Raw genomic sequence first — 18,628 nt, 5'->3', positions numbered from 1 at the left:
CCGATGGCCGGATTGGGTCAACCGTTCTTTGCGACCGGTTCCGGCTGGGTTTCGCCCACGGCTTCGCGCCAATGTCGACGGCACAGCGAAACATAGGTCTCATTTCCACCGATCTGCACCTGCGCGCCTTCGGTGATCGCCTGTCCATCTCCATCCATGCGGATCACCATTGTCGCTTTGCGCCCACAGCGGCAGATGGTGCGGACTTCGCGCATCTCATCTGCAAGCGCCAGCAACGTAGCTGAGCCTGGAAACAACTGGCCCCGGAAATCGACCCGCAGACCGTAAGAGATGACCGGAATATCCAGATCATCGACGATGCGGGCCAGTTGCCAGACCTGCTCGGGTTCAAGAAACTGGGCTTCGTCCACAAACACGCAAGCCAGATCGCCATGCGTCAGACGGTGGTTGACCATTGCAAACAAATCATCGCCCGGGGAAAACGTATCTGCCTCGGCCCCGATACCGATTCGCGATGCGATCCGTCCGGTTCCGGCCCGAGCATCCAGCTGTGCGGTCAGAAGATAGGTCTGCATCCCGTTTTCGCGGTAGTTGTGCGACGCCTGCAAAAGCACCGTCGACTTGCCGGCATTCATGGTCGAATAGTTGAAATAGAGCTTGGCCATGGCGGTGATTTAACCCCAGCCAGTCCTGTGAGCAACCCGGTCGCTCTGTCGGCAATTCTCTCTGAGGGGAAGACAAAAAACCGCCACCCAATCGGGTGAAGCGGTTACTGGAAGTCATCTCTGTCGTTGCTCAAATCCGGGACGGAACGACCCTTGGGGATGGACGGGAGAGCCCCGACAAAGACGACTTCCTTTCGGTCAAAGAATGACCATGGCGCTACCCGACCATTACACGTCGAATCCACGCCTACTCTTTAATCATGTGGAGAACACCGCCCACTACTCTTACTGCCCCTAAAAACCGTCAGGGATGGCAAAGGTATTGCATTTCTATTACAAGGCATTAATGGGAAAATACTTGGGCCATTCCCCCTCCCCACATTGTTTCGTGGCTCGTTGGAACTTTGAGGCGAATAAAACATGACCGACAGCGGTTCATATCTCAAGAAACACACCGAAGCGTTGGTGAAAGACGTTGGCGTCGAAGCCGCGTGTCGCATCACCGGAAAGTCAAAGGCTACGCTGGGTCGCTATTACTCGGACAATCCAGAACACGCAGACCGCTTCATGCCGGTCGACGCCGTCGCCAGGCTTGAAGCCGAGTCCAGCTATCCGCACGTGACCAGTGCGCTGGCAGAACTCAAGAAAATAACGCTTTCTTATGATGATAGGGTGCCTAATTCGCCCAACACTGGCGGTGTGAACGCTGATGTTATCGCGCTCAGCCAACGCTTTGCCATGCTGATGAGCGAGTACCAGCAGGCCATAGAAGACAACGTCATCACCGTGAACGAGGCCAAGCGCCTGCTGCGCGAAACCGTGATGTTGCAACAGGTTCTGATTGACATGAAATTGCATCTGGAAGTGGATGGTGCCTGACCTTCCCGACTTCGGCGATCTGCCGAATATCCACCCCGATGCTTTTCGTGTTATTGATTCTGCAGCCCTGAGCGGACCCGGAAAAGCTGGCCATCCGCCTCGGATTCTGCTGCTCTACGGGTCTTTACGTGACGTTAGCTATTCGCGCAAAATCGCCGAAGAGTGCGCCCGGCTTCTCACGGCCTTTGGCTGCGAAACCCGCATCTTCAACCCGTCGGGCCTCCCGCTCACGGATGATGCCGACGCGGACCATCCCAAGGTGCAGGAACTGCGCGATCTGGCCGTCTGGTCCGAAGGCATGGTCTGGTCCAGCCCTGAACGCCATGGTGCGATGACTGGCATCATGAAACTGCAGATCGACTGGCTGCCGCTGTCGCTGAAAGGCGGCATCCGCACGACGCAGGGCAAGACGCTGGCCGTCCTTCAGGTCTCGGGTGGGTCACAGTCGTTCAACGCGGTAAACCAGATGCGCATTCTGGGCCGCTGGATGCGCATGGTGACGATCCCGAACCAGTCCAGCATCCCGAAAGCCTGGTTGGAATTCAAAAAAGGCGACCGCCTTCCCGATGGCCCGTTTTATCGTCGTGTGGTCGACGTGATGGAGGAACTGGTCAAGTTCACCTATCTCGTGCGCGGGCAGAAAGACTATCTTGTCGACCGCTATTCCGAACGGGTCGAATCGGTCGAAGACGTCCACAAACGGGTTTCGATCAAGGTCTGAGCTCTAAAGAGTCTGTGGACACTATCCGTTGTCGAACACTGCCATCATGGCGTTGCGCAAGCGGTCCACATCTTCGTCAACCGGCTTGTCCAGATCACAGACAAACGGCGGCAAGACCTCGATCCGGATGGTGCCGCTGAACGGAAAGAACTTGCCGCGCGGCAGCAACTGATCGGAATCGTGAATGACAATCGGGCGGATCGCCCGCCCGGTTTCGCGTGCCACCAGTACGGCGCCAGCCTTGAACTGGCCCAGTGTTTCCGTCTTTGTCCGTGTCCCTTCCGGGAACAACACAACGGACCGGCGATCCGGCATCTCTTGCACTGCGTTGGTCAGTGTTTCCAACGCGACCTTGCCGCTGGACCGGTCGATTTCCACCAACCCGGCCCCGGTGAACCCGGTGCTGAGCAGCGGGGCGTCGCACAGCTCTTTCTTGGCAGCGAAGGTGAACCATTTGTCATCCGGAACCACATCCATCAACGTGAACCCGTCCAGATGGCTGCGATGGTTGATCACGATGATACTGCCGGTATCGTCGCTCAACGCTTGCTTTTCGGCGTCCGACATTTCGGCTCGGATGCTCAGCAGCCACAACAGCCGCGAACAGGCCCGTTTGACAAGCCGCCAGTACCAGCCACGAAACCCTTTGCGCCGGGCGCAGAGCAGCGGGACAAAGGCCACGAACAGAAAATAGAACGGCCCCAAAACCACCAGAACGGTCCGCTTCAGAAGCCGGACGGGCAGGGGATCAATGGCCACGATTGCGGTGTCGCGCGAAACGGGGTCGTCTGTCATGGGGTCCTGACGCAAGTTGCCGCCCCGCTGGGGGCCATTGGGTCATGAGAGCGGGCACAACCGCATCTGCGGATCAGCGTCATGACTTGCGCTGCAGGTATCAACCGCGCTTCTATCGGCGAATTGCCGACAGACTTCAACGCAAATCCTTTACGCGGCGACAAGCTGTCTGAGTGGCGGCCCGACCCGCGGGTCAGGCGTGGCGCTTGACGATCACCGATCCAACCGAATACCCGGCCCCAAACGAACAGATCAGCCCTACATCACCCTCTTCCAGATCATCCGAGTTCTGTGAGAACGCGATGATTGATCCGGCTGAGGAGGTGTTGGCATAATCTTGCAGGATATTGGGCTGCTCACCCGGTTCAGGCGTCCGTCCCAGAACTTTTTTGCCGATGAAATCGTTCATCGTCTTGTTGGCCTGATGCAGCCACACACGCTTCAGATTGTCGCTTTCGACATTTTCATCGGCCATATGCTGCGCGATGTGCTGGCTGACCATTGGCAGCACTTCTTTGAACACCTTGCGGCCATTCTGCATGAACTGCATGTCCCGGCGATCCGCCACCCCGTCAGGGCGCGAGCGGCGCAGGAAGCCGTTGTTGTTGCGGATGTTGTTGGAAAACTCGGTGGCGCAGCGGGTCGAGATGATTTCGAAATGCGGGCCGGTTGCGTCTTCTTCACGTTCGATCAGCGTGGCGGTGGCCACGTCACCAAAGATAAAGTGGCAATCCCGGTCACGCCATTCCAGATGCGCCGAACAGATCTCGGGGTTCACAACCAGCGCCGAGCGGATTGATCCCGACCGGATCATATCAGCCGCCGCCTGAATGCCAAACGTTGCCGACGAACAGGCGACATTCATGTCAAACGCAAACCCTTCGATGCCCAGCAACTGCTGGATCTCGATTGCAACGGCGGGATAGGCGCGTTCAAGGTTCGACGCCGCGCAGATCACTGCATCGACGTCAGCGGCGGTCTTGCCAGCCTGAGCCAGCGCCTTTTTCGCCGCGTCCACGGCCATTTCCGCCATCACACCGGGCTCATCGTCGCTGCGCTGGCGCAACAGAGGATGCATCACGTCAGGGTCCAGAACACCCGTTTTGTCCAGAACGAACCGTTGTTCGATGCCGGATGCCTTAAAGATGAACTCTTCCGAAGAATGTTCCATCGGTTTGATGTCGCCCGCGGCGATGGCGTCGGCGTTTTCGGCATTCATCCTGTCGGCATAGGCATTGAACGCTTTGACGAGTTCGGCGTTCGTGATGACCTGTTCAGGGGTGAAGACACCGGTCCCTGTAATCGCGGGTTTGTACATGTAAGACTCCTTCCGGGTGCGGTGTTGTCGCCGCAGATGCCTGCAAAGGTCAAGTCAAACCGTCCCCGGGACCGGTTCGTTTTCGGCCAAATTACAGGTTTCAGGGGGTCAGATGAACGGGACCAGCGGGATGCCGCCACAAGCGCTCAGGGCCAGTAAAGCGGACAGGGTCACAAAGATACGCATGGTTTTTTCCATTTTTTGTTATGCTCGATGGGCGGGATCGTCGCGCTGTAGGGCAGCGCGGTCAAGTCTGCGTTTCGCTGCAGCTGCATCGTGCTGCGTCACGGGCACAGCCCTTTTCGACGTACCGCTCCGCCTTGGGTCATCGGCACAAATGCAAAACCCCCATTCGTTTGAAGCGAATGGGGGCCATTTTTTGCAAATGCCGAGGCTGGTGTTACCCCTGAAGCGACTTCACGGTTACATCGCCTTCGGCCTGCGCCTTGATCGCCAGGGCTGCGGCATGCGATCCGGCGGCGGTGGTGAAATACGGGATCTTGTCATAGAGCGCGACGGCCCGGATGCCCTTTGAATCGTCGACCGCCTGCGCGCCTTCGGTGGTGTTCATCACCAGCTGCACGCTGCCGTCTTTCATCAGGTCGGTGATGTCCGGGCGGCCCTCATAGACCTTGTTGACCACGTCGCAGGGCACGCCCTGTTCGGCCAGCCAGCTTTGAGTGCCGCGCGTTGCCACCAGCGTAAAGCCCAGCGATACAAGTGTCTGCGCGGCCTCCAGCATATCGGGCGTCTTGTCGGCGTCCTTGATCGAGATGAACGCACAGCCCGAGGAGGGCAACACCATGCCAGCCCCCATCTGCGCCTTTAGGAAGGCGCGCGGGAAATCGCGGTCCCAACCCATGACTTCGCCGGTTGAACGCATTTCCGGGCCCAGAATGGTGTCGACACCGGGGAAACGGGCAAACGGCAGCACAGCTTCCTTAACCGAGAACCAGGGCATCATCGGATCGACCAGCGTCATCGGGTCGCCCAGCGGCAGCACGGCGTCATAATCGGCCTCTTTGTACGGTGGACGCTGCGGGAAGGTCGACAGCGGCTCGCCCGCCATCACACGCGCAGCGATCGACGCAATCGCCGAATCCGTTGCTTTGGCGACAAAGGGCACGGTGCGCGACGCACGCGGATTCACTTCGATCAGATAGATCTCATCGTTCTTGATCGCGAACTGTACGTTCATCAGGCCGACAACATTGAGCGCCTTTGCCAAAGCAAAGGTCTGATCCTTGATGCGCCCGATCACGTCGTCAGACAGCGAATAGGGCGGCAGTGAACACGCGCTGTCACCGGAATGCACACCGGCTTCTTCGATGTGCTGCATGATGCCCGCGACATGCACGTCGGTGCCGTCACAGATCGCATCCACGTCCAGTTCGACCGCGCCGTCCAGATAGCTGTCCAGCAGAACCGGGCTGTCGCCCGATACCACAACAGCCTCGGAAATATAGCGTTCCAGTTGCGCCATATCCCGCACGATTTCCATCGCGCGGCCCCCAAGAACGTAAGACGGACGGATCACCAGCGGAAAGCCCAGATCCTGCGCGATCTTCAGCGCCTGATCGTCGGTCGATGCGATGCCGTTGTGGGGCTGTTTCAGGCCCAGGTCCTGCACCAGCTTCTGGAACCGCTCGCGGTCTTCGGCTAGATCAATGGCGTCGGGCGTCGTGCCCAAAATCGGAATACCTTCAGCCTCAAGCGCATTGGCCAGCTTCAGCGGAGTCTGACCGCCAAACTGTACGATAACGCCGTGCAAAGTGCCGTTTTCCTGTTCCTTGGTCAGGATCTCCATGACGTGTTCAAAGGTCAGCGGTTCAAAATACAGCCGGTCCGAGGTGTCATAATCGGTACTGACCGTCTCGGGATTACAGTTGACCATTATGGTCTCATACCCGGCTTCGGTCAGCGCAAAACACGCGTGACAGCAGCAGTAATCAAACTCGATCCCCTGGCCGATCCGGTTCGGACCACCGCCCAGAATGACGACCTTTTTCCGGTCGCTGGGGCGCGCCTCGCATTCGACTTCGCCCATCATCGGGGCTTCGTAGGTCGAGTACATGTAGGGCGTCTGGGCTTCGAACTCGGCGGCGCAAGTGTCGATCCGTTTGAACACAGCCTGCACGCCAAGGTTAAGACGGGCGCGACGCACATTGGCCTCATCCCGACCCGTCAGTTCGCCCAGACGGGCATCGGTAAAGCCCATCATCTTAAGCGCGCGCAATCCGCTTTCGGTCACTGGCAGCCCGGACTTGCGGACATCATCCTCCGCTTCGACGATTTCGCGGATCCGGGCCAGGAACCAGGGATCGAACATGGTGACGCCGTGGATTTCATCATCGCTCAATCCATGCCGCATCGCCTGCGCAATGGTGCGCAAACGGTCGGGGGTTTGTTGGCTGATCGCCTTGATCACAGCGGCCTTGCCAGAAATGGAATCCGTCGCGCCGGGGATGTCGACTTCGTTGAACCCGGTTAGTCCGGATTCCATCGAAGCCAACGCCTTTTGCAGCGACTCGTGGATTGTCCGGCCAATCGACATGGCTTCGCCCACGGACTTCATGGCGGTGGTCAGATAGGGTTCGGACCCGGGGAATTTCTCGAACGCGAACTTGGGGATCTTGGTGACGACATAGTCAATCGACGGCTCGAACGATGCTGGCGTGACCTTGGTGATGTCATTGTCCAACTCGTCCAGCGTGTAGCCCACGGCCAGCTTTGCGGCGATCTTGGCAATCGGGAAACCGGTGGCTTTTGACGCCAAAGCCGAAGACCGCGACACACGCGGGTTCATTTCGATCACGATCATCCGGCCATCATGCGGGCTGACCGCCCATTGCACGTTCGATCCGCCGGTTTCGACGCCGATTTCGCGCAGCACGGCAATGCTGCCGTTGCGCATGATCTGGTATTCCTTGTCGGTCAGCGTCAGGGCAGGGGCCACGGTGATCGAGTCACCGGTGTGTACGCCCATCGGATCGACGTTTTCGATGGCACAGACGATGATCGCGTTATCCGCCTTGTCGCGGACCACTTCCATCTCGAATTCTTTCCAGCCCAGCAGGCTCTCATCGATCAGGATCTGGTTCACCGGAGACGCATCCATGCCGGTCCGGCAGAAATGCACATAATCCTCGCGGTTATAGGCCACGCCGCCGCCGGTTCCGCCCAGCGTAAAGGCAGGCCGGATGATGGCTGGCAAGCCAATCTCTTCCAGCTCGTCCAGCGCCATTTGCACACCGGCATCCAGGTCGGTCGATCCGTCCTCGCGCTTGGGCGCGGTCACAATCGTTGCCTTGGGGTTTTCCAGCCCGATCCGGTCCATCGCTTCGCGGAACAGCTTGCGGTCTTCGGCCATTTCGATGGCATCCCGCTTGGCGCCGATCATCTCGACACCGAACTTGTCCAGCACGCCCATCTCTTCCAGCGCCAGCGACGTGTTCAGGCCGGTTTGCCCGCCCATGGTCGGCAGCAGCGCATCGGGCCGCTCTTTTTCGATGATCTTGGCGACAACTTCGGGGGTGATTGGTTCGATATAGGTCGCGTCCGCCAGACCGGGGTCTGTCATGATCGTCGCCGGGTTCGAGTTCACCAGAATGACCCGGTATCCTTCTTCGCGCAGCGCCTTGCACGCCTGAGCGCCGGAGTAATCGAACTCGCAGGCCTGTCCGATAACGATAGGACCCGCACCAATGATCATGATCGACTGGATGTCGGTTCTTTTCGGCATGGCCTTTATCCTTTGATATGCGAGTCACCGGGCACCCCCAAGCGCCCAAATTGTCCTGCGTTATAGGGATGAGCGGGAAAGGTGCAAGTGGGTTTGCGGACAGGTCAGCCCAATGGGCGTACCGGTCGCGCGATTCTTGTGACGCAGCTAACACATCCCGTGTGAAACCGCGACAGGGCAGGATGGTTTGCCGTCACGGGCTGACCGGAACCGGGCAATTTCGAGGACCATTTCGCTATGGATCCGCCGTCGCAGTGATTCCCGGCTGTTCTGCGTGCCGGTGGTCTGGGTGTCCAGTCACGTTCCGACATCGCTTGGTCTGATTAGGGCGCGTACAGATAGTCCCGCGTCAGGGGCACGGCATCGCGCTGGTGGCCCAGCTGAAACTGAAACACGGTCTGGTCGCGTTCTTCGAACACCATGATGCAGGCCACCAGATAGAACTGCCACATGCGGATGAACCGCTCGTCATACATCTGCCGCACGGTCTCAAGCTGGGCGTTGAACCGTTCCAGCCAATGCCGCAGCGTATAGGCATAGTGTAAACGCCAGCTTTCTATATCAAGGTTCCAAAGACGGGCCTTAGCAATCGGCACGATCAGTTCCTGGATTGACGGCACATAGCCGCCCGGAAAGATATACTTGTTCAACCAGGGTGCCTGTGTGGTTGGTGGGCCATTGCGTCCGATTGTGTGGATCAGGGCGACCCCATCTGGGGTCAAAAGCTCGGCCACCTTGCCAAAATACGTGTCGTAATGTGGCACCCCGACGTGTTCCAGCATGCCAACTGATACGATCCGGTCAAAAGGCTCGGCCAACTCACGGTAATCCAGCAGCCGAAAATCGGTCTGAGTGTCCAACCCGGCGGCCTGTGCCCGCGCCTGTGCCGTCGCCAACTGGTTTTCTGACAACGTAACCCCGGTAACCTGCGCGCCATACTCTCCGGCCAGGGTCAGCGCCATCCCGCCCCAGCCACACCCGATATCCAGAACCCGCATCCCCGGTTCGATCCTCAGCTTGCGGGCGATATGGGCCTTCTTGGCGCTCTGGGCGTCCTCCAAGGTCATGTCCGGGTCGCGGAAATAGGCACAGCTGTATTGCATGTCGCTGTCCAGAAAGAGACGATACAGATCATCCGACAGATCATAATGATGCGCCACATTGCGCCGCGCGGTCTGGGCCGTGTTGTACATGGCGATTTTGCGCAGCCGGTACCGGAACGCCTCGACCGCTTTCAACCACGCTGGAAACGCGCCCTGATGGAGGTTGCGCACAGCCAGCCGCATGACAGCCTCGAGGCTGCTGCCCTCGACTGTTACCGACCCCTCCATGAACCCTTCGCCAAAGCCCAATTCGACATTGCGGCAGATGTCCCGCATCGTCGCTGTGTCATGAATTTGAACCGCACCAACCAACCCGCGGCCATCGCCGTAGGTCCTGATCTCATCATCGGGGAAGGTGACTGTCATCTCCCCGGACACAAAAAGCTGTGTCATCAACTTGTCCAGAATCGTCTTCCACATGGCGCGACCTGTTGCAGTGATATCCCTGATGTTTACCGTGAGCAGATTGAAACAGGGCCCGCCAAAAAGTCAATTCCTATGACCTTACCAGACCCCGCATGGCACATCCCCTTGACTTCCGCGCTTATGCACGGTGTATCGGCGCGAGTTTTCCGGACGCCCGAAGGGACATGATCCATGCACGCCTATCGCAGCAATACTTGCGCTGAACTGACCGCCGCTGACACCGGCACCACCGTCCGCCTGTCAGGCTGGGTGCATCGGGTCCGAGATCACGGCGGGGTGCTTTTTATCGACCTGCGCGATCATTATGGCGTCACTCAGCTGATCTGCGACCCTGACAGCCCGGTGTTCGCCGAGGTTGAAAAGGTGCGCAGCGAATGGTGCATCCGTATCGACGGCGAGGTGAAGGCGCGGGATGAAAGCCTGATCAACCCCAAGCTGCCCACCGGCGAAATCGAAGTGTTCGTGCGCGATATCGAAGTGCTGGGCGAAGCGCAGGAATTGCCGCTGATCGTCTTTGGCGATCAGGAATACCCCGAAGAAACCCGCCTGCGGTACCGATACCTCGACCTGCGCCGCGAAGCGATGCAGGACAACATGAAACTGCGCTCAGACGTGGTCACATCGATCCGCAAGCGCATGTGGGATCAGGATTTCCGCGAATACCAGACGCCGATCATCACGGCCTCAAGCCCGGAAGGCGCGCGTGATTTTCTGGTGCCCTCGCGCCAGCATCCCGGCAAATTCTATGCCCTGCCGCAGGCCCCTCAGCAGTTCAAACAGCTGATCATGGTCAGCGGGTTTGACAAGTATTTCCAGATCGCACCGTGTTTCCGCGACGAAGATCCGCGCGCTGACCGCTCGCCCACCGATTTCTACCAGCTCGACATGGAGATGTCCTTTGTCAGCCAGCAGGACGTGTTTGACACCATCCAGCCGGTGATCGCGGGCGTGTTCGAAGAATTTGGTGGTGGCCGCAAGGTTGATCAGACGTGGGAGCAGATCAGCTATAAGGACGCCGCCCTTTGGTATGGCACCGACAAACCCGACCTGCGCAACCCGATCAAGATGCAGGTCGTGTCTGACCACTTCGCAGGCTCGGGTTTTGCCATCTTCGCCAAGCTGCTCGAACAGGACGGCACCGAAATCCGCGCTATTCCAGCGCCGACGGGTGGCAGCCGCAAATTCTGTGACCGCATGAACGCCTTTGCCCAAAAGGAGGGCCTGCCCGGCATGGGCTATATCTTCTGGCGCGAGAAAACCGCTGACTCGGTCGCGCAGGAACTGGGCATCAAGGTGAAAGAGGCACAGGCCAAACTGAAATCCGGCGAAGTCGAAGGCGGCATGGAAGCTGCCGGACCGCTGGCCAAGAACATCGGTCCCGAACGCACCGAAGCGATCCGCCAGCAACTGGGCCTTGGCATTGGCGATGCGGCGTTCTTCCTGGGGGGCAAGCCCAAGGCGTTTGAAGCCGTCGCAGGCCGTGCCCGCGCTGCCATCGGCGAAGAGCTGGGCCTGGTCGACAAAAACCGCTTTGCGTTCGCCTGGATCGTCGATTTCCCGATCTACGAACAGGACGAAGAAACCGGCGCAATCGACTTTGAACATAACCCGTTTTCAATGCCGCAGGGTGGCATGGAAGCACTGAACGGCAACCCGCTGGACGTGCTGGGCTATCAGTATGACCTGGCCTGCAACGGCTATGAACTGGTGTCCGGTGCGATCCGGAACCACAAGCCCGAAATCATGCTGAAGGCCTTTGAACTGGCCGGTTACGGCGAGGACGAAGTCAAGAACCGCTTTGGCGCGCTGTTCAACGCGTTCCACTATGGCGCGCCGCCACACGGGGGCTGTGCGGCAGGTATCGACCGCATCGTCATGCTGCTGGCCGATCAGCACAACATCCGCGAAGTCATCATGTTCCCGATGAACCAGCGTGCCGAAGATCTGATGATGTCGGCCCCCAGCGATCCGTCCAGCGATCAGATGATGGAGCTTGGCCTGCGCGTGATCCCGCAAGATCAATAACGCGCGTTTTTGTCGACAGAAGCACGAAGCCGCTGGTCCACCGGCGGCTTTTTGCTATGCGGGGAACAGATTTTGCGACGGAAACCGGCCCCGCATACGTATAAGACCATGACGCCGCCGCCGCACCGCGGTATCCTAATGCCGTTTACACAGTTGGTTCGATTTCATTAATCCGAGGGCATCCACATGAGTTTTTCTCCTGAGCTTGCTGACATCCGTTTCGGCTGCGGGCTTGCGCCCGATGTCTCCAGCCCAACCTCGCCCGAGGCCATGCTGAAACGATTGGCCGGGCCGGACCAGATGGCAACGCGGTATCCAGTTGAACAGTATTCTGTCTATTCAGACCGTTTGCGCCGCGCATTCGATTTCAGCATGAAACGGCGCAAGGCCAAAACCGTTTCGGAAAAAAGCGATTTTCAGCAACAGGTTATGGCGATCGCAAAGCAATCGCGGTTGGATCAGGCCGTTTGGTTCGGGCAGGTCCTGTCGCGGTGGCGGCATACTCCGGACGGGTTTCGCGAACGTCTGACTTTGTTTTGGAAAGATCATTTTACCGCGCTCGGCAAGACGGGTGTGATGCGTCAGGCAACCCAGCCCTATGTCGAAGAAGCGGTCCGCCCCCATATCACCGGATCCTTTGCCGACCTTTTGATCGCGGTCACGACGCATCCAGTGATGATACATTATCTAGACCAGAATGTATCTGCGGGTCCGAACAGCAGTGTCGTCCTGAATAAAAAGCGGCGCAATGCCGGCTTGAACGAAAACCTTGCGCGAGAAGTGTTAGAGTTGCACACGCTCGGTGTGGATGGCCCCTACACCCAAAACGATGTCAGATCCCTGGCGATGCTGTTTACCGGGCTGACGATTGAGCAGGGAAGTCAGTTCAAATTTGCACCTTGGTTGGCAGAACCTGGTTCCGAAACCGTGCTGGGCAAAAGCTATGGTGGGGATCCGGCCAAACTGGAACATGTTCACAGCGTTTTACGTGACCTGGCTGTGCATCCCTCTACCGCTGCGCACATTGCGCGAAAGCTGGCTGTACATTTTTCGACCGACACACCTGATCCGGATCTCGTGGCAGAGCTGACAGCCAGTTTCCTTGGGTCAGGTGGTGATTTGATGCAGCTGTACGAGATCTTGCTAACGCACCCCGCAGCCTGGTCACCGGAGCTTACCAACGTTAAACCACCTTTCGACTTTGTCGCCTCTTCCTGTCGCGCGCTGGCGATTGAGGGGGATCAGCTGTTCGAAAAAGAGCTCAGAAAATCCCGCTTCCGCCTGACCAACCCGCTTTCAGTCATGGGCCAACCCTGGTTGCAACCGCTCGGGCCAAATGGCTGGCCCGAAGAGGACGAGGCCTGGATTACACCCCAGGGCTTGTCCGCGCGGATCCGTTGGGCGATGTCGGTTCCGCGTTTGTTGGGCACCGACCTGCCAGATCCCGAAGCTTTTGTTCATACCGCTCTCGGCCCCTATGCCAGCCACGTGGTGCGCTTTGCCGCCGGGGCCGCCGAAACCCGTGCCGAGGCGATCGGCCTTGTTCTGTCCTCCCCCGCCTTTCAGCGTCGATAGGAGACTGAGATGACCAAAACCTTGTCCCGCCGCGCCTTTCTGGCCCGCAGTGCAATCATCGGGTGTTCGGCTGCGGCCAGTCCGCTTTTGACGCCGGTGACCTTTGCTTCTGCCCCTTGGGATACCCGCTTTGTGGTGATCATCCTGCGTGGTGGCATGGACGGGCTGGACGTGGTGCAGCCTTACGGCGACCCGAATTACGCCGGCCTGCGTAAATCGCTGAACGGCGGCCCCGGCTCGGGCGCTGTCGATCTCGATGGGTTCTATGCGCTGCATCCCAAGCTGAAACCGCTGATGCCCTTGTGGCGCGCGGGCGAACTTGGCTTTGTTCAGGCTGTATCGACCCCGTACCGCCACAAACGCAGCCATTTCGACGGGCAGGATCTGCTTGAGGCCGGAACGGCCGCGCTGGGCGATTCCCGCGATGGATGGCTGAACCGGATGCTGCAAAACCTGCCTGGCGTTGAACAAAAGACGGCCTATGCGCTGGGCGCAGGCGAGATGAAGGTGTTGCAGGGCTCGGCCCCGGTTGCCGACTGGTCCCCGGATGCCGACCTGCTGATGAGCCCGCAAGCTGTGCGTCTGGCCGGGCTGCTGATGCAGGACGACCCGCTGTTTCGCGATGCGCTGGACGAGGCGCTGATCCTGTCCGGGCAAGAGCCGCAGATGATTATGTCAGCGATGGAAGAAGACACCGGCATGATGGCCGGTGGCAGCATGCAGATGCAGGTGCCGCGCGGGACGGGTAACAAATCCTATCTCAAGATCGCCGAATTTGCCGCTGAACAACTGCGGGCCGAGGCACGAGTCGCTTCGTTCTCTCTGAACGGCTGGGATTCGCACAACAGGCAATCCAAGACCATCGGCGATGCGTTGGGCCGTCTGTCTGATACCATACTGGCGCTGAAATCGGGCGTTGGCGACCAGATTTGGGGAAAGACCGCCGTTGTCGCGATGACCGAATTTGGCCGCACCGTGCGTGAGAACGGTACTGGCGGCACGGATCACGGCACCGGTGGCGCGATGCTTCTGGCTGGTGGGGCGGTGCATGGTGGCAAGGTGCATGGCACATGGCCGGGCCTGTCCGAAGCCGATCTGTTCGAACGGCGTGACCTGATGCCAACCGGTGACGTGCGCGCGGCGGCGGGCTGGATCATGCATGGGTTGACCGGGATTGACCGCAGCCTGATCGAAGCCAACGTGTTCCCCGGTGTCGATCTGGGCCGCAACCCGGGTTTGTTGCTGTAGCAGAATGGCCAGTCAGGTCAGGCTGCGAACCAGGTTGCCCGACGTCCCGCGCTTGCGCCGGATCGACCGGGCTGCCCAGCGGGCCTGAACATACAAGGCAATGGTCAGCGCCAGAACTGCGATCACACAGGTTTCGATCATTTCAAATCGCCTCTCGTGCGTGGAGGCGCTGTTGCACCAACCCGGCGATGCGGGCGGTGTTTGACGTCACCGGGCGGCCCTCGGCCCGTGCATCCGCAAGATCTGTGGCCGCCTGTTCCAGGATGGTGTCCTGCGCACTCCGCGCGACCCCGCCCAGAAACTGCGCCACGTAATCCAGAACCTTGTCTTCGGTGTGCTCGGTCAGCACTTCGGCCACATGGGCCATGTCATCGCGATAGGCCAGCGGGTCGGGATAGATCTGTTCGTCCTGAACCACGCGCGGTCCCCCGGGCTGCCGGTCAGCGGGCAGCTGGGACAGGATCGCAGACTGGAACACAGCCACCGATGTCACGGGCTTGGGCAGAAAACCGTCCGCACCTGCGGCAATCGCAGCGCCTTCGGCAAAATCGTCACCGGAAGTTCCCAGGATCACGCTGACCCGCGGCGTGGTTTGCGCCAGTTCTTCGATCAGTTCGGCCCCTGATCCGTCCGGCAAACCCAGATCAATGACAATCACCGAAGGGCGATAGACCTGCAAATGCCGCCGCGCGGATCGCAGGCTGTCGGCTCGCCGGATCCGCGCACCGCTGCGCAGACACAAAAGTCGCATCGCGTCACAAGCATAGCGGCTGTCTTCAACCACAAGGATGGTCAGGCCCAAAAGCGGCCGGGTAGGGGTTGCCTGCCGGTGCGGGGCGGCAAATGGGTCCGAATCGTCCATGTCGGGTTTCCTTTCAGATTGTTGCACCAAGGCTAGAAGCCAGTGGCTAACAGTCGGTTAATTGACCTCTGGCGCGGTTTGGCGCACTTGTCCTTTCGCCGCATCAACTCCATAACCGCTGCAACATTTGCTCGATGCAGGAGAGTTGCCATGATCGGCCGTCTGAACCATGTCGCCATCGCCGTCCCGGATCTGGAAGCGGCGTCCGAACAGTACCGCTCGGCGCTGGGCGCCAAAGTGAACCCGCCACAGGACGAACCCGATCACGGTGTGACCGTGGTGTTCATCGAACTGCCCAACACCAAGATCGAACTGCTGTATCCGCTGGGCGAAAACAGCCCGATCAAGGGTTTCCTTGATAAAAACCCGTCCGGCGGCATCCACCATATCTGCTACGAGGTTGACGATATCATCGCCGCCCGTGATCACCTGCTGGAAACCGGGGCCCGCGTTCTGGGCACGGGCGAACCCAAGATCGGCGCGCATGGCAAGCCTGTGCTGTTCCTGCACCCCAAGGATTTCAACGGCACGCTAGTCGAGCTGGAACAGGTTTAAGGCGGGCCGATGTCAATCACCTCAGGCTTGGTACTTTATGCGGTCATCTGGTTCATGACCTTCTTAGTTGCTCTGCCGATCCGGTTGAGAACGCAGGGTGATGTGGGCGAGGTCGTGCCCGGCACCCATGCCAGTTCGCCCGAGCATCACTATCTCAAGAAAAAAGCGTGGATCACCACTGGCGTCGCGGCGGTGCTGTGGGCGATTATCGCGGGGATCATCATTTCGGGCGTGATCCCGATCAGTAGTTTCGACTGGACCGAAAGCCTGCCACCCATCCAGTAAGGGGCGCCTCAGCGCCCCTCGACGGCGTGATAGATATGCGTGAACGTGGCGGCCCCCAGAATTGGGATCATCAAGTTCAGCAGTGGCACCGACAGCGGGACCGCCATCAATGTGCCCGCCAGCCAGATTGTACCAGCATGTTGTGAGCGCAGTTCTTTGGCCCGCGCACGCCCCAGCCGGCGCATCGCGGCCAGCGTGAAATACTCCCGCCCCAGCAGAAACCCATTCAACGCCCAGAAGATGAACGGGGCAAGCGGCGTAAAGAACGCATACAGGATCAACGCCAGAACATTCGCGCCAATCAGCACGCCCAGGAAATTGATGGTATCGCGCAGGCTGTCCCAGAACGGCAGGCTGGGGACAGCGGGCAATTGCGGATAATGCTTGTCCTCAACCGCTTGGGCCACCTCATCCAGAAACATCGACGTGATCGCCGACGCAACTGGAACCATCAGGAAAACCGACAGCACCATCATGAACAAGAACGACGACACGCTCAGCAGATCGTCCAGCCAGGTGACTTCGCCCAGCACCGGCACAATTGCCTCTTCGCCCACCATAGTATTGATCAGCCACAAAAATCCGGCATAGCAGGCAATCAACAAGGCCAGCGTCAGTCCGATCCCCAAAAACAGCACCTTTCGGAACCGGGGATCACCCATCTGGCCCAGCGTCAGCAGGAAGGACCTTATGATCATGTGTCGATCCACGACGTGATCTGCGCCAGATCAGGGCGCGGGCGTTCGGGCGGAACGGTACCTTCGGTGGCGATGTGAATGAAACCAGCAATCCGCTCGTGATCTGCCAATCCCAGCCCGTCTGCACAAAACCCCCGGTCATGCGAGATCCAGCCAGACAGCCAGTTCGCGCCCCAACCCGCCGCCAGCGCCGCGTTCAACAGGGCAAGGCATACGCCTCCGGCGGCATAGGTTTGCTCAATTGCGGGAATTTTCTCGGACGGTTTCTGAACCTCGATCACCGCAACTGCCAGAATGCCCTTGTCGAACTGGTCACGGCCCTTGGCGATATCTTCAGGGCTTTTGCCAATCGCAGCACCACAGGTTTCTGCCAGATCGCCCAAACGTTTGAACGCAGCGCCTTCGATCACGATGAACCGCCAGGGCTCCAGCTTGCCATGATCAGGCGAGCGCGCAGCGGCCGTCAGCAAAGGTTCAAGATCCTGACGCGTGGGGCCGGGGCCCACCAGCGTCTTTGCCGGACGCGACCGGCGGGACAGCAGAAATTCAAGGGCGGCGGAGTTCGGCGCGGGCATATGTGAATCCTGTTTACATTTCCTGCCCCCTATCTCAGCACCCGGGGCCTGAGTTTCAAGGGCGAATTTGCTTTTACCCCTCGGGCAAAGCGTCAAAGATGTCAGCCTGATCCGCGATCACCTCGCGCAGGAAGGCATCGAACCGGGGTCCCGGCTGGCGGATCTTGAGCGGTTCGGCCATCGGATCAGGCGCGGTGATGGTGCTACCAGAAAGGGCTTCCAGCGTCGCGTGTCCACAGAATGGCACATAGACTTCAGAATACCCGCCCTCGTGCACCAGAACCAGTTTGCCGTCACACAACCGGCTGGCCGCGTCCTTGATCCGCAAGGTCATGTCACGAAACGTCTGGGCCGTGGCCAGCATCCGCGCCAGCGGATCAATGGCCGACGCATCAAACCCGCAGGCGACGATGATCATATCGGGTTGATACCGCTCCAACGCGGGCAGCACGATCTCGTCCAGCACGGCCAGATACGCCGTATGGCCGGCTCCGGCTGGCAGCGGGATGTTCATATTATACCCAAGGCCCGCGCCACGCCCGCGATCTTCGATAAATCCCGAATCCAGAGGGTAATTGCCTTCCTGATGGATCGAAATGCTCAGAACATCATCACGACCATAGTAAATCGCTTCGGTCCCGTTGCCGTGATGCACATCCCAATCCAGCACCGCAACACGCCCAAGGCCCTGATCGGTCTTCGCCGCTTCGATTGCGATGGCAATATTGGCCAACAGGCAGAAGCCATTGGGAAAATCGGGCAAGCAGTGATGCCCCGGCGGGCGGGACAACGCGTAGGCGTTCTCAAGCTCACCGGCGTGAACCGCGCGCACGGCCTCTTTTGCCAGACCGGCCGACAAGGCCGCAATCTCATACCCACCGGCACCAAACGGCGTGCGCCGCCCTAATTCACCCCCGCCTGTGTCGGACAGCCGCTTGAATTCATCCAGATAGGTTTCGGGATGCACGCGCAGCAGATCTTCGCGGGTGGCCATATCTGCACTGCGCATATCCAAATCACGGGTCAGCCCGGTCACCTCCATCAAGGTTCGCAACCGCCGCTTGGTTTCCGGGCTTTCCGGCAATCCGCCCGCCGCCAAGGGTTGAACAAGGCCTCCAACCGGCAAGGTGAACGCATAGTTCCCGCCGCTGTGCCAGAAACATTTTTCATCCCAGAAAAAGCCCGTTGCCATGAT

17 protein-coding genes are annotated in these 18,628 nt (G+C 59.3%); 7 read left to right on the top strand and 10 right to left on the bottom strand.

What is annotated here, in order from left to right; genetic code table 11:
- Positions 1-17: 17 nt before the first annotated feature.
- Positions 18-626, bottom strand: coding sequence for a thymidine kinase (locus FOY56_RS02370; protein ID WP_146344186.1), 609 nt, complete (start codon positions 624-626; stop codon positions 18-20).
- 420 nt (positions 627-1,046) lie between these two features.
- Here FOY56_RS02370 and FOY56_RS02365 point away from each other — a divergent pair, with 420 nt between their 5' ends.
- Together FOY56_RS02365 and arsH are read left to right on the top strand one after the other, a co-directional pair.
- Entirely contained in the window at positions 1,047-1,505 is a 459-nt protein-coding gene (locus tag FOY56_RS02365) for a hypothetical protein (protein ID WP_146344185.1), read from the top strand.
- Complete coding sequence (gene arsH / locus FOY56_RS02360; RefSeq protein WP_281288782.1) at positions 1,498-2,226, top strand: arsenical resistance protein ArsH; 729 nt, start codon at positions 1,498-1,500, stop codon at positions 2,224-2,226. Before FOY56_RS02365 ends, arsH begins: the two co-directional genes overlap by 8 nt.
- 21 nt (positions 2,227-2,247) lie before the next feature.
- Here arsH and FOY56_RS02355 read toward each other — a convergent pair whose 3' ends face one another.
- From FOY56_RS02355 to FOY56_RS02340, 4 genes are all read right to left on the bottom strand, one after another.
- Positions 2,248-3,021, bottom strand: coding sequence for a lysophospholipid acyltransferase family protein (locus FOY56_RS02355; RefSeq protein ID WP_146344183.1), 774 nt, complete (start codon positions 3,019-3,021; stop codon positions 2,248-2,250).
- A 193-nt stretch (positions 3,022-3,214) separates the two neighbouring features.
- A complete protein-coding gene (locus FOY56_RS02350; RefSeq protein WP_146344182.1) occupies positions 3,215-4,339 on the bottom strand; it encodes a beta-ketoacyl-ACP synthase III in 1,125 nt (374 codons plus the stop codon).
- A gap of 400 nt (positions 4,340-4,739) precedes the next feature.
- Positions 4,740-8,081, bottom strand: coding sequence for a carbamoyl-phosphate synthase large subunit (gene carB, locus FOY56_RS02345; protein ID WP_146344181.1), 3,342 nt, complete (start codon positions 8,079-8,081; stop codon positions 4,740-4,742).
- Positions 8,082-8,404: 323 nt separating this feature from the next.
- Positions 8,405-9,577 (bottom strand): SAM-dependent methyltransferase, encoded by a 1,173-nt coding sequence (locus tag FOY56_RS02340; RefSeq protein WP_246139391.1) that lies wholly within the window; start codon positions 9,575-9,577, stop codon positions 8,405-8,407.
- A 204-nt stretch (positions 9,578-9,781) separates the two neighbouring features.
- On the opposite strand from FOY56_RS02340, the gene aspS reads away from it, so the two are divergent.
- From aspS to FOY56_RS02325, 3 genes are all read left to right on the top strand, one after another.
- Entirely contained in the window at positions 9,782-11,635 is a 1,854-nt protein-coding gene (aspS, locus tag FOY56_RS02335; protein ID WP_146344179.1) for an aspartate--tRNA ligase, read from the top strand.
- Between the two features lie 186 nt (positions 11,636-11,821).
- On the top strand, positions 11,822-13,210 hold the full coding sequence (locus FOY56_RS02330) for a DUF1800 domain-containing protein (protein ID WP_146344178.1): 1,389 nt from the start codon (positions 11,822-11,824) through the stop codon (positions 13,208-13,210).
- 9 nt (positions 13,211-13,219) lie between these two features.
- Entirely contained in the window at positions 13,220-14,458 is a 1,239-nt protein-coding gene (locus FOY56_RS02325) for a DUF1501 domain-containing protein (RefSeq protein ID WP_146344177.1), read from the top strand.
- A gap of 12 nt (positions 14,459-14,470) precedes the next feature.
- Here the strand turns inward: FOY56_RS02325 and FOY56_RS24035 are convergent, their stop codons facing one another.
- Both FOY56_RS24035 and FOY56_RS02320 read right to left on the bottom strand, forming a co-directional pair.
- On the bottom strand, positions 14,471-14,599 hold the full coding sequence (locus FOY56_RS24035; protein WP_281288780.1) for a hypothetical protein: 129 nt from the start codon (positions 14,597-14,599) through the stop codon (positions 14,471-14,473).
- A 1-nt stretch (position 14,600) separates the two neighbouring features.
- Positions 14,601-15,320 carry a response regulator gene (locus FOY56_RS02320; protein WP_146344176.1) on the bottom strand — a complete coding sequence of 240 codons (720 nt, stop codon included), beginning with the start codon at positions 15,318-15,320 and terminating at the stop codon, positions 14,601-14,603.
- A gap of 150 nt (positions 15,321-15,470) precedes the next feature.
- Between FOY56_RS02320 and mce the strand changes: the two genes are divergently transcribed.
- Together mce and FOY56_RS02310 are read left to right on the top strand one after the other, a co-directional pair.
- Positions 15,471-15,875 carry a methylmalonyl-CoA epimerase gene (gene mce, locus FOY56_RS02315; protein ID WP_146344175.1) on the top strand — a complete coding sequence of 135 codons (405 nt, stop codon included), beginning with the start codon at positions 15,471-15,473 and terminating at the stop codon, positions 15,873-15,875.
- Between the two features lie 9 nt (positions 15,876-15,884).
- The gene (locus tag FOY56_RS02310; protein WP_146344174.1) at positions 15,885-16,160 is read left to right on the top strand and encodes a DUF1467 family protein; all 276 of its coding nucleotides are present in this window, start codon (positions 15,885-15,887) and stop codon (positions 16,158-16,160) included.
- 8 nt (positions 16,161-16,168) lie between these two features.
- Here FOY56_RS02310 and FOY56_RS02305 read toward each other — a convergent pair whose 3' ends face one another.
- From FOY56_RS02305 to FOY56_RS02295, 3 genes are all read right to left on the bottom strand, one after another.
- Positions 16,169-16,858, bottom strand: coding sequence for an EI24 domain-containing protein (locus tag FOY56_RS02305; protein WP_146344173.1), 690 nt, complete (start codon positions 16,856-16,858; stop codon positions 16,169-16,171).
- Positions 16,855-17,433 (bottom strand): nitroreductase family protein, encoded by a 579-nt coding sequence (locus FOY56_RS02300; protein WP_146344172.1) that lies wholly within the window; start codon positions 17,431-17,433, stop codon positions 16,855-16,857. The genes FOY56_RS02305 and FOY56_RS02300 overlap by 4 nt, the downstream gene beginning before the upstream one ends.
- A 73-nt stretch (positions 17,434-17,506) precedes the next feature.
- Complete coding sequence (locus tag FOY56_RS02295; RefSeq protein ID WP_146344171.1) at positions 17,507-18,625, bottom strand: histone deacetylase-like amidohydrolase; 1,119 nt, start codon at positions 18,623-18,625, stop codon at positions 17,507-17,509.
- Positions 18,626-18,628 lie beyond the last annotated feature (3 nt).

The sequence above is a fragment of the Falsiphaeobacter marinintestinus genome, from assembly GCF_007923355.1.
GTDB classification, from domain to species: domain Bacteria; phylum Pseudomonadota; class Alphaproteobacteria; order Rhodobacterales; family Rhodobacteraceae; genus Phaeobacter_A; species Phaeobacter_A marinintestinus.
This window is presented reverse-complemented; position numbering and strand designations above follow the sequence as displayed.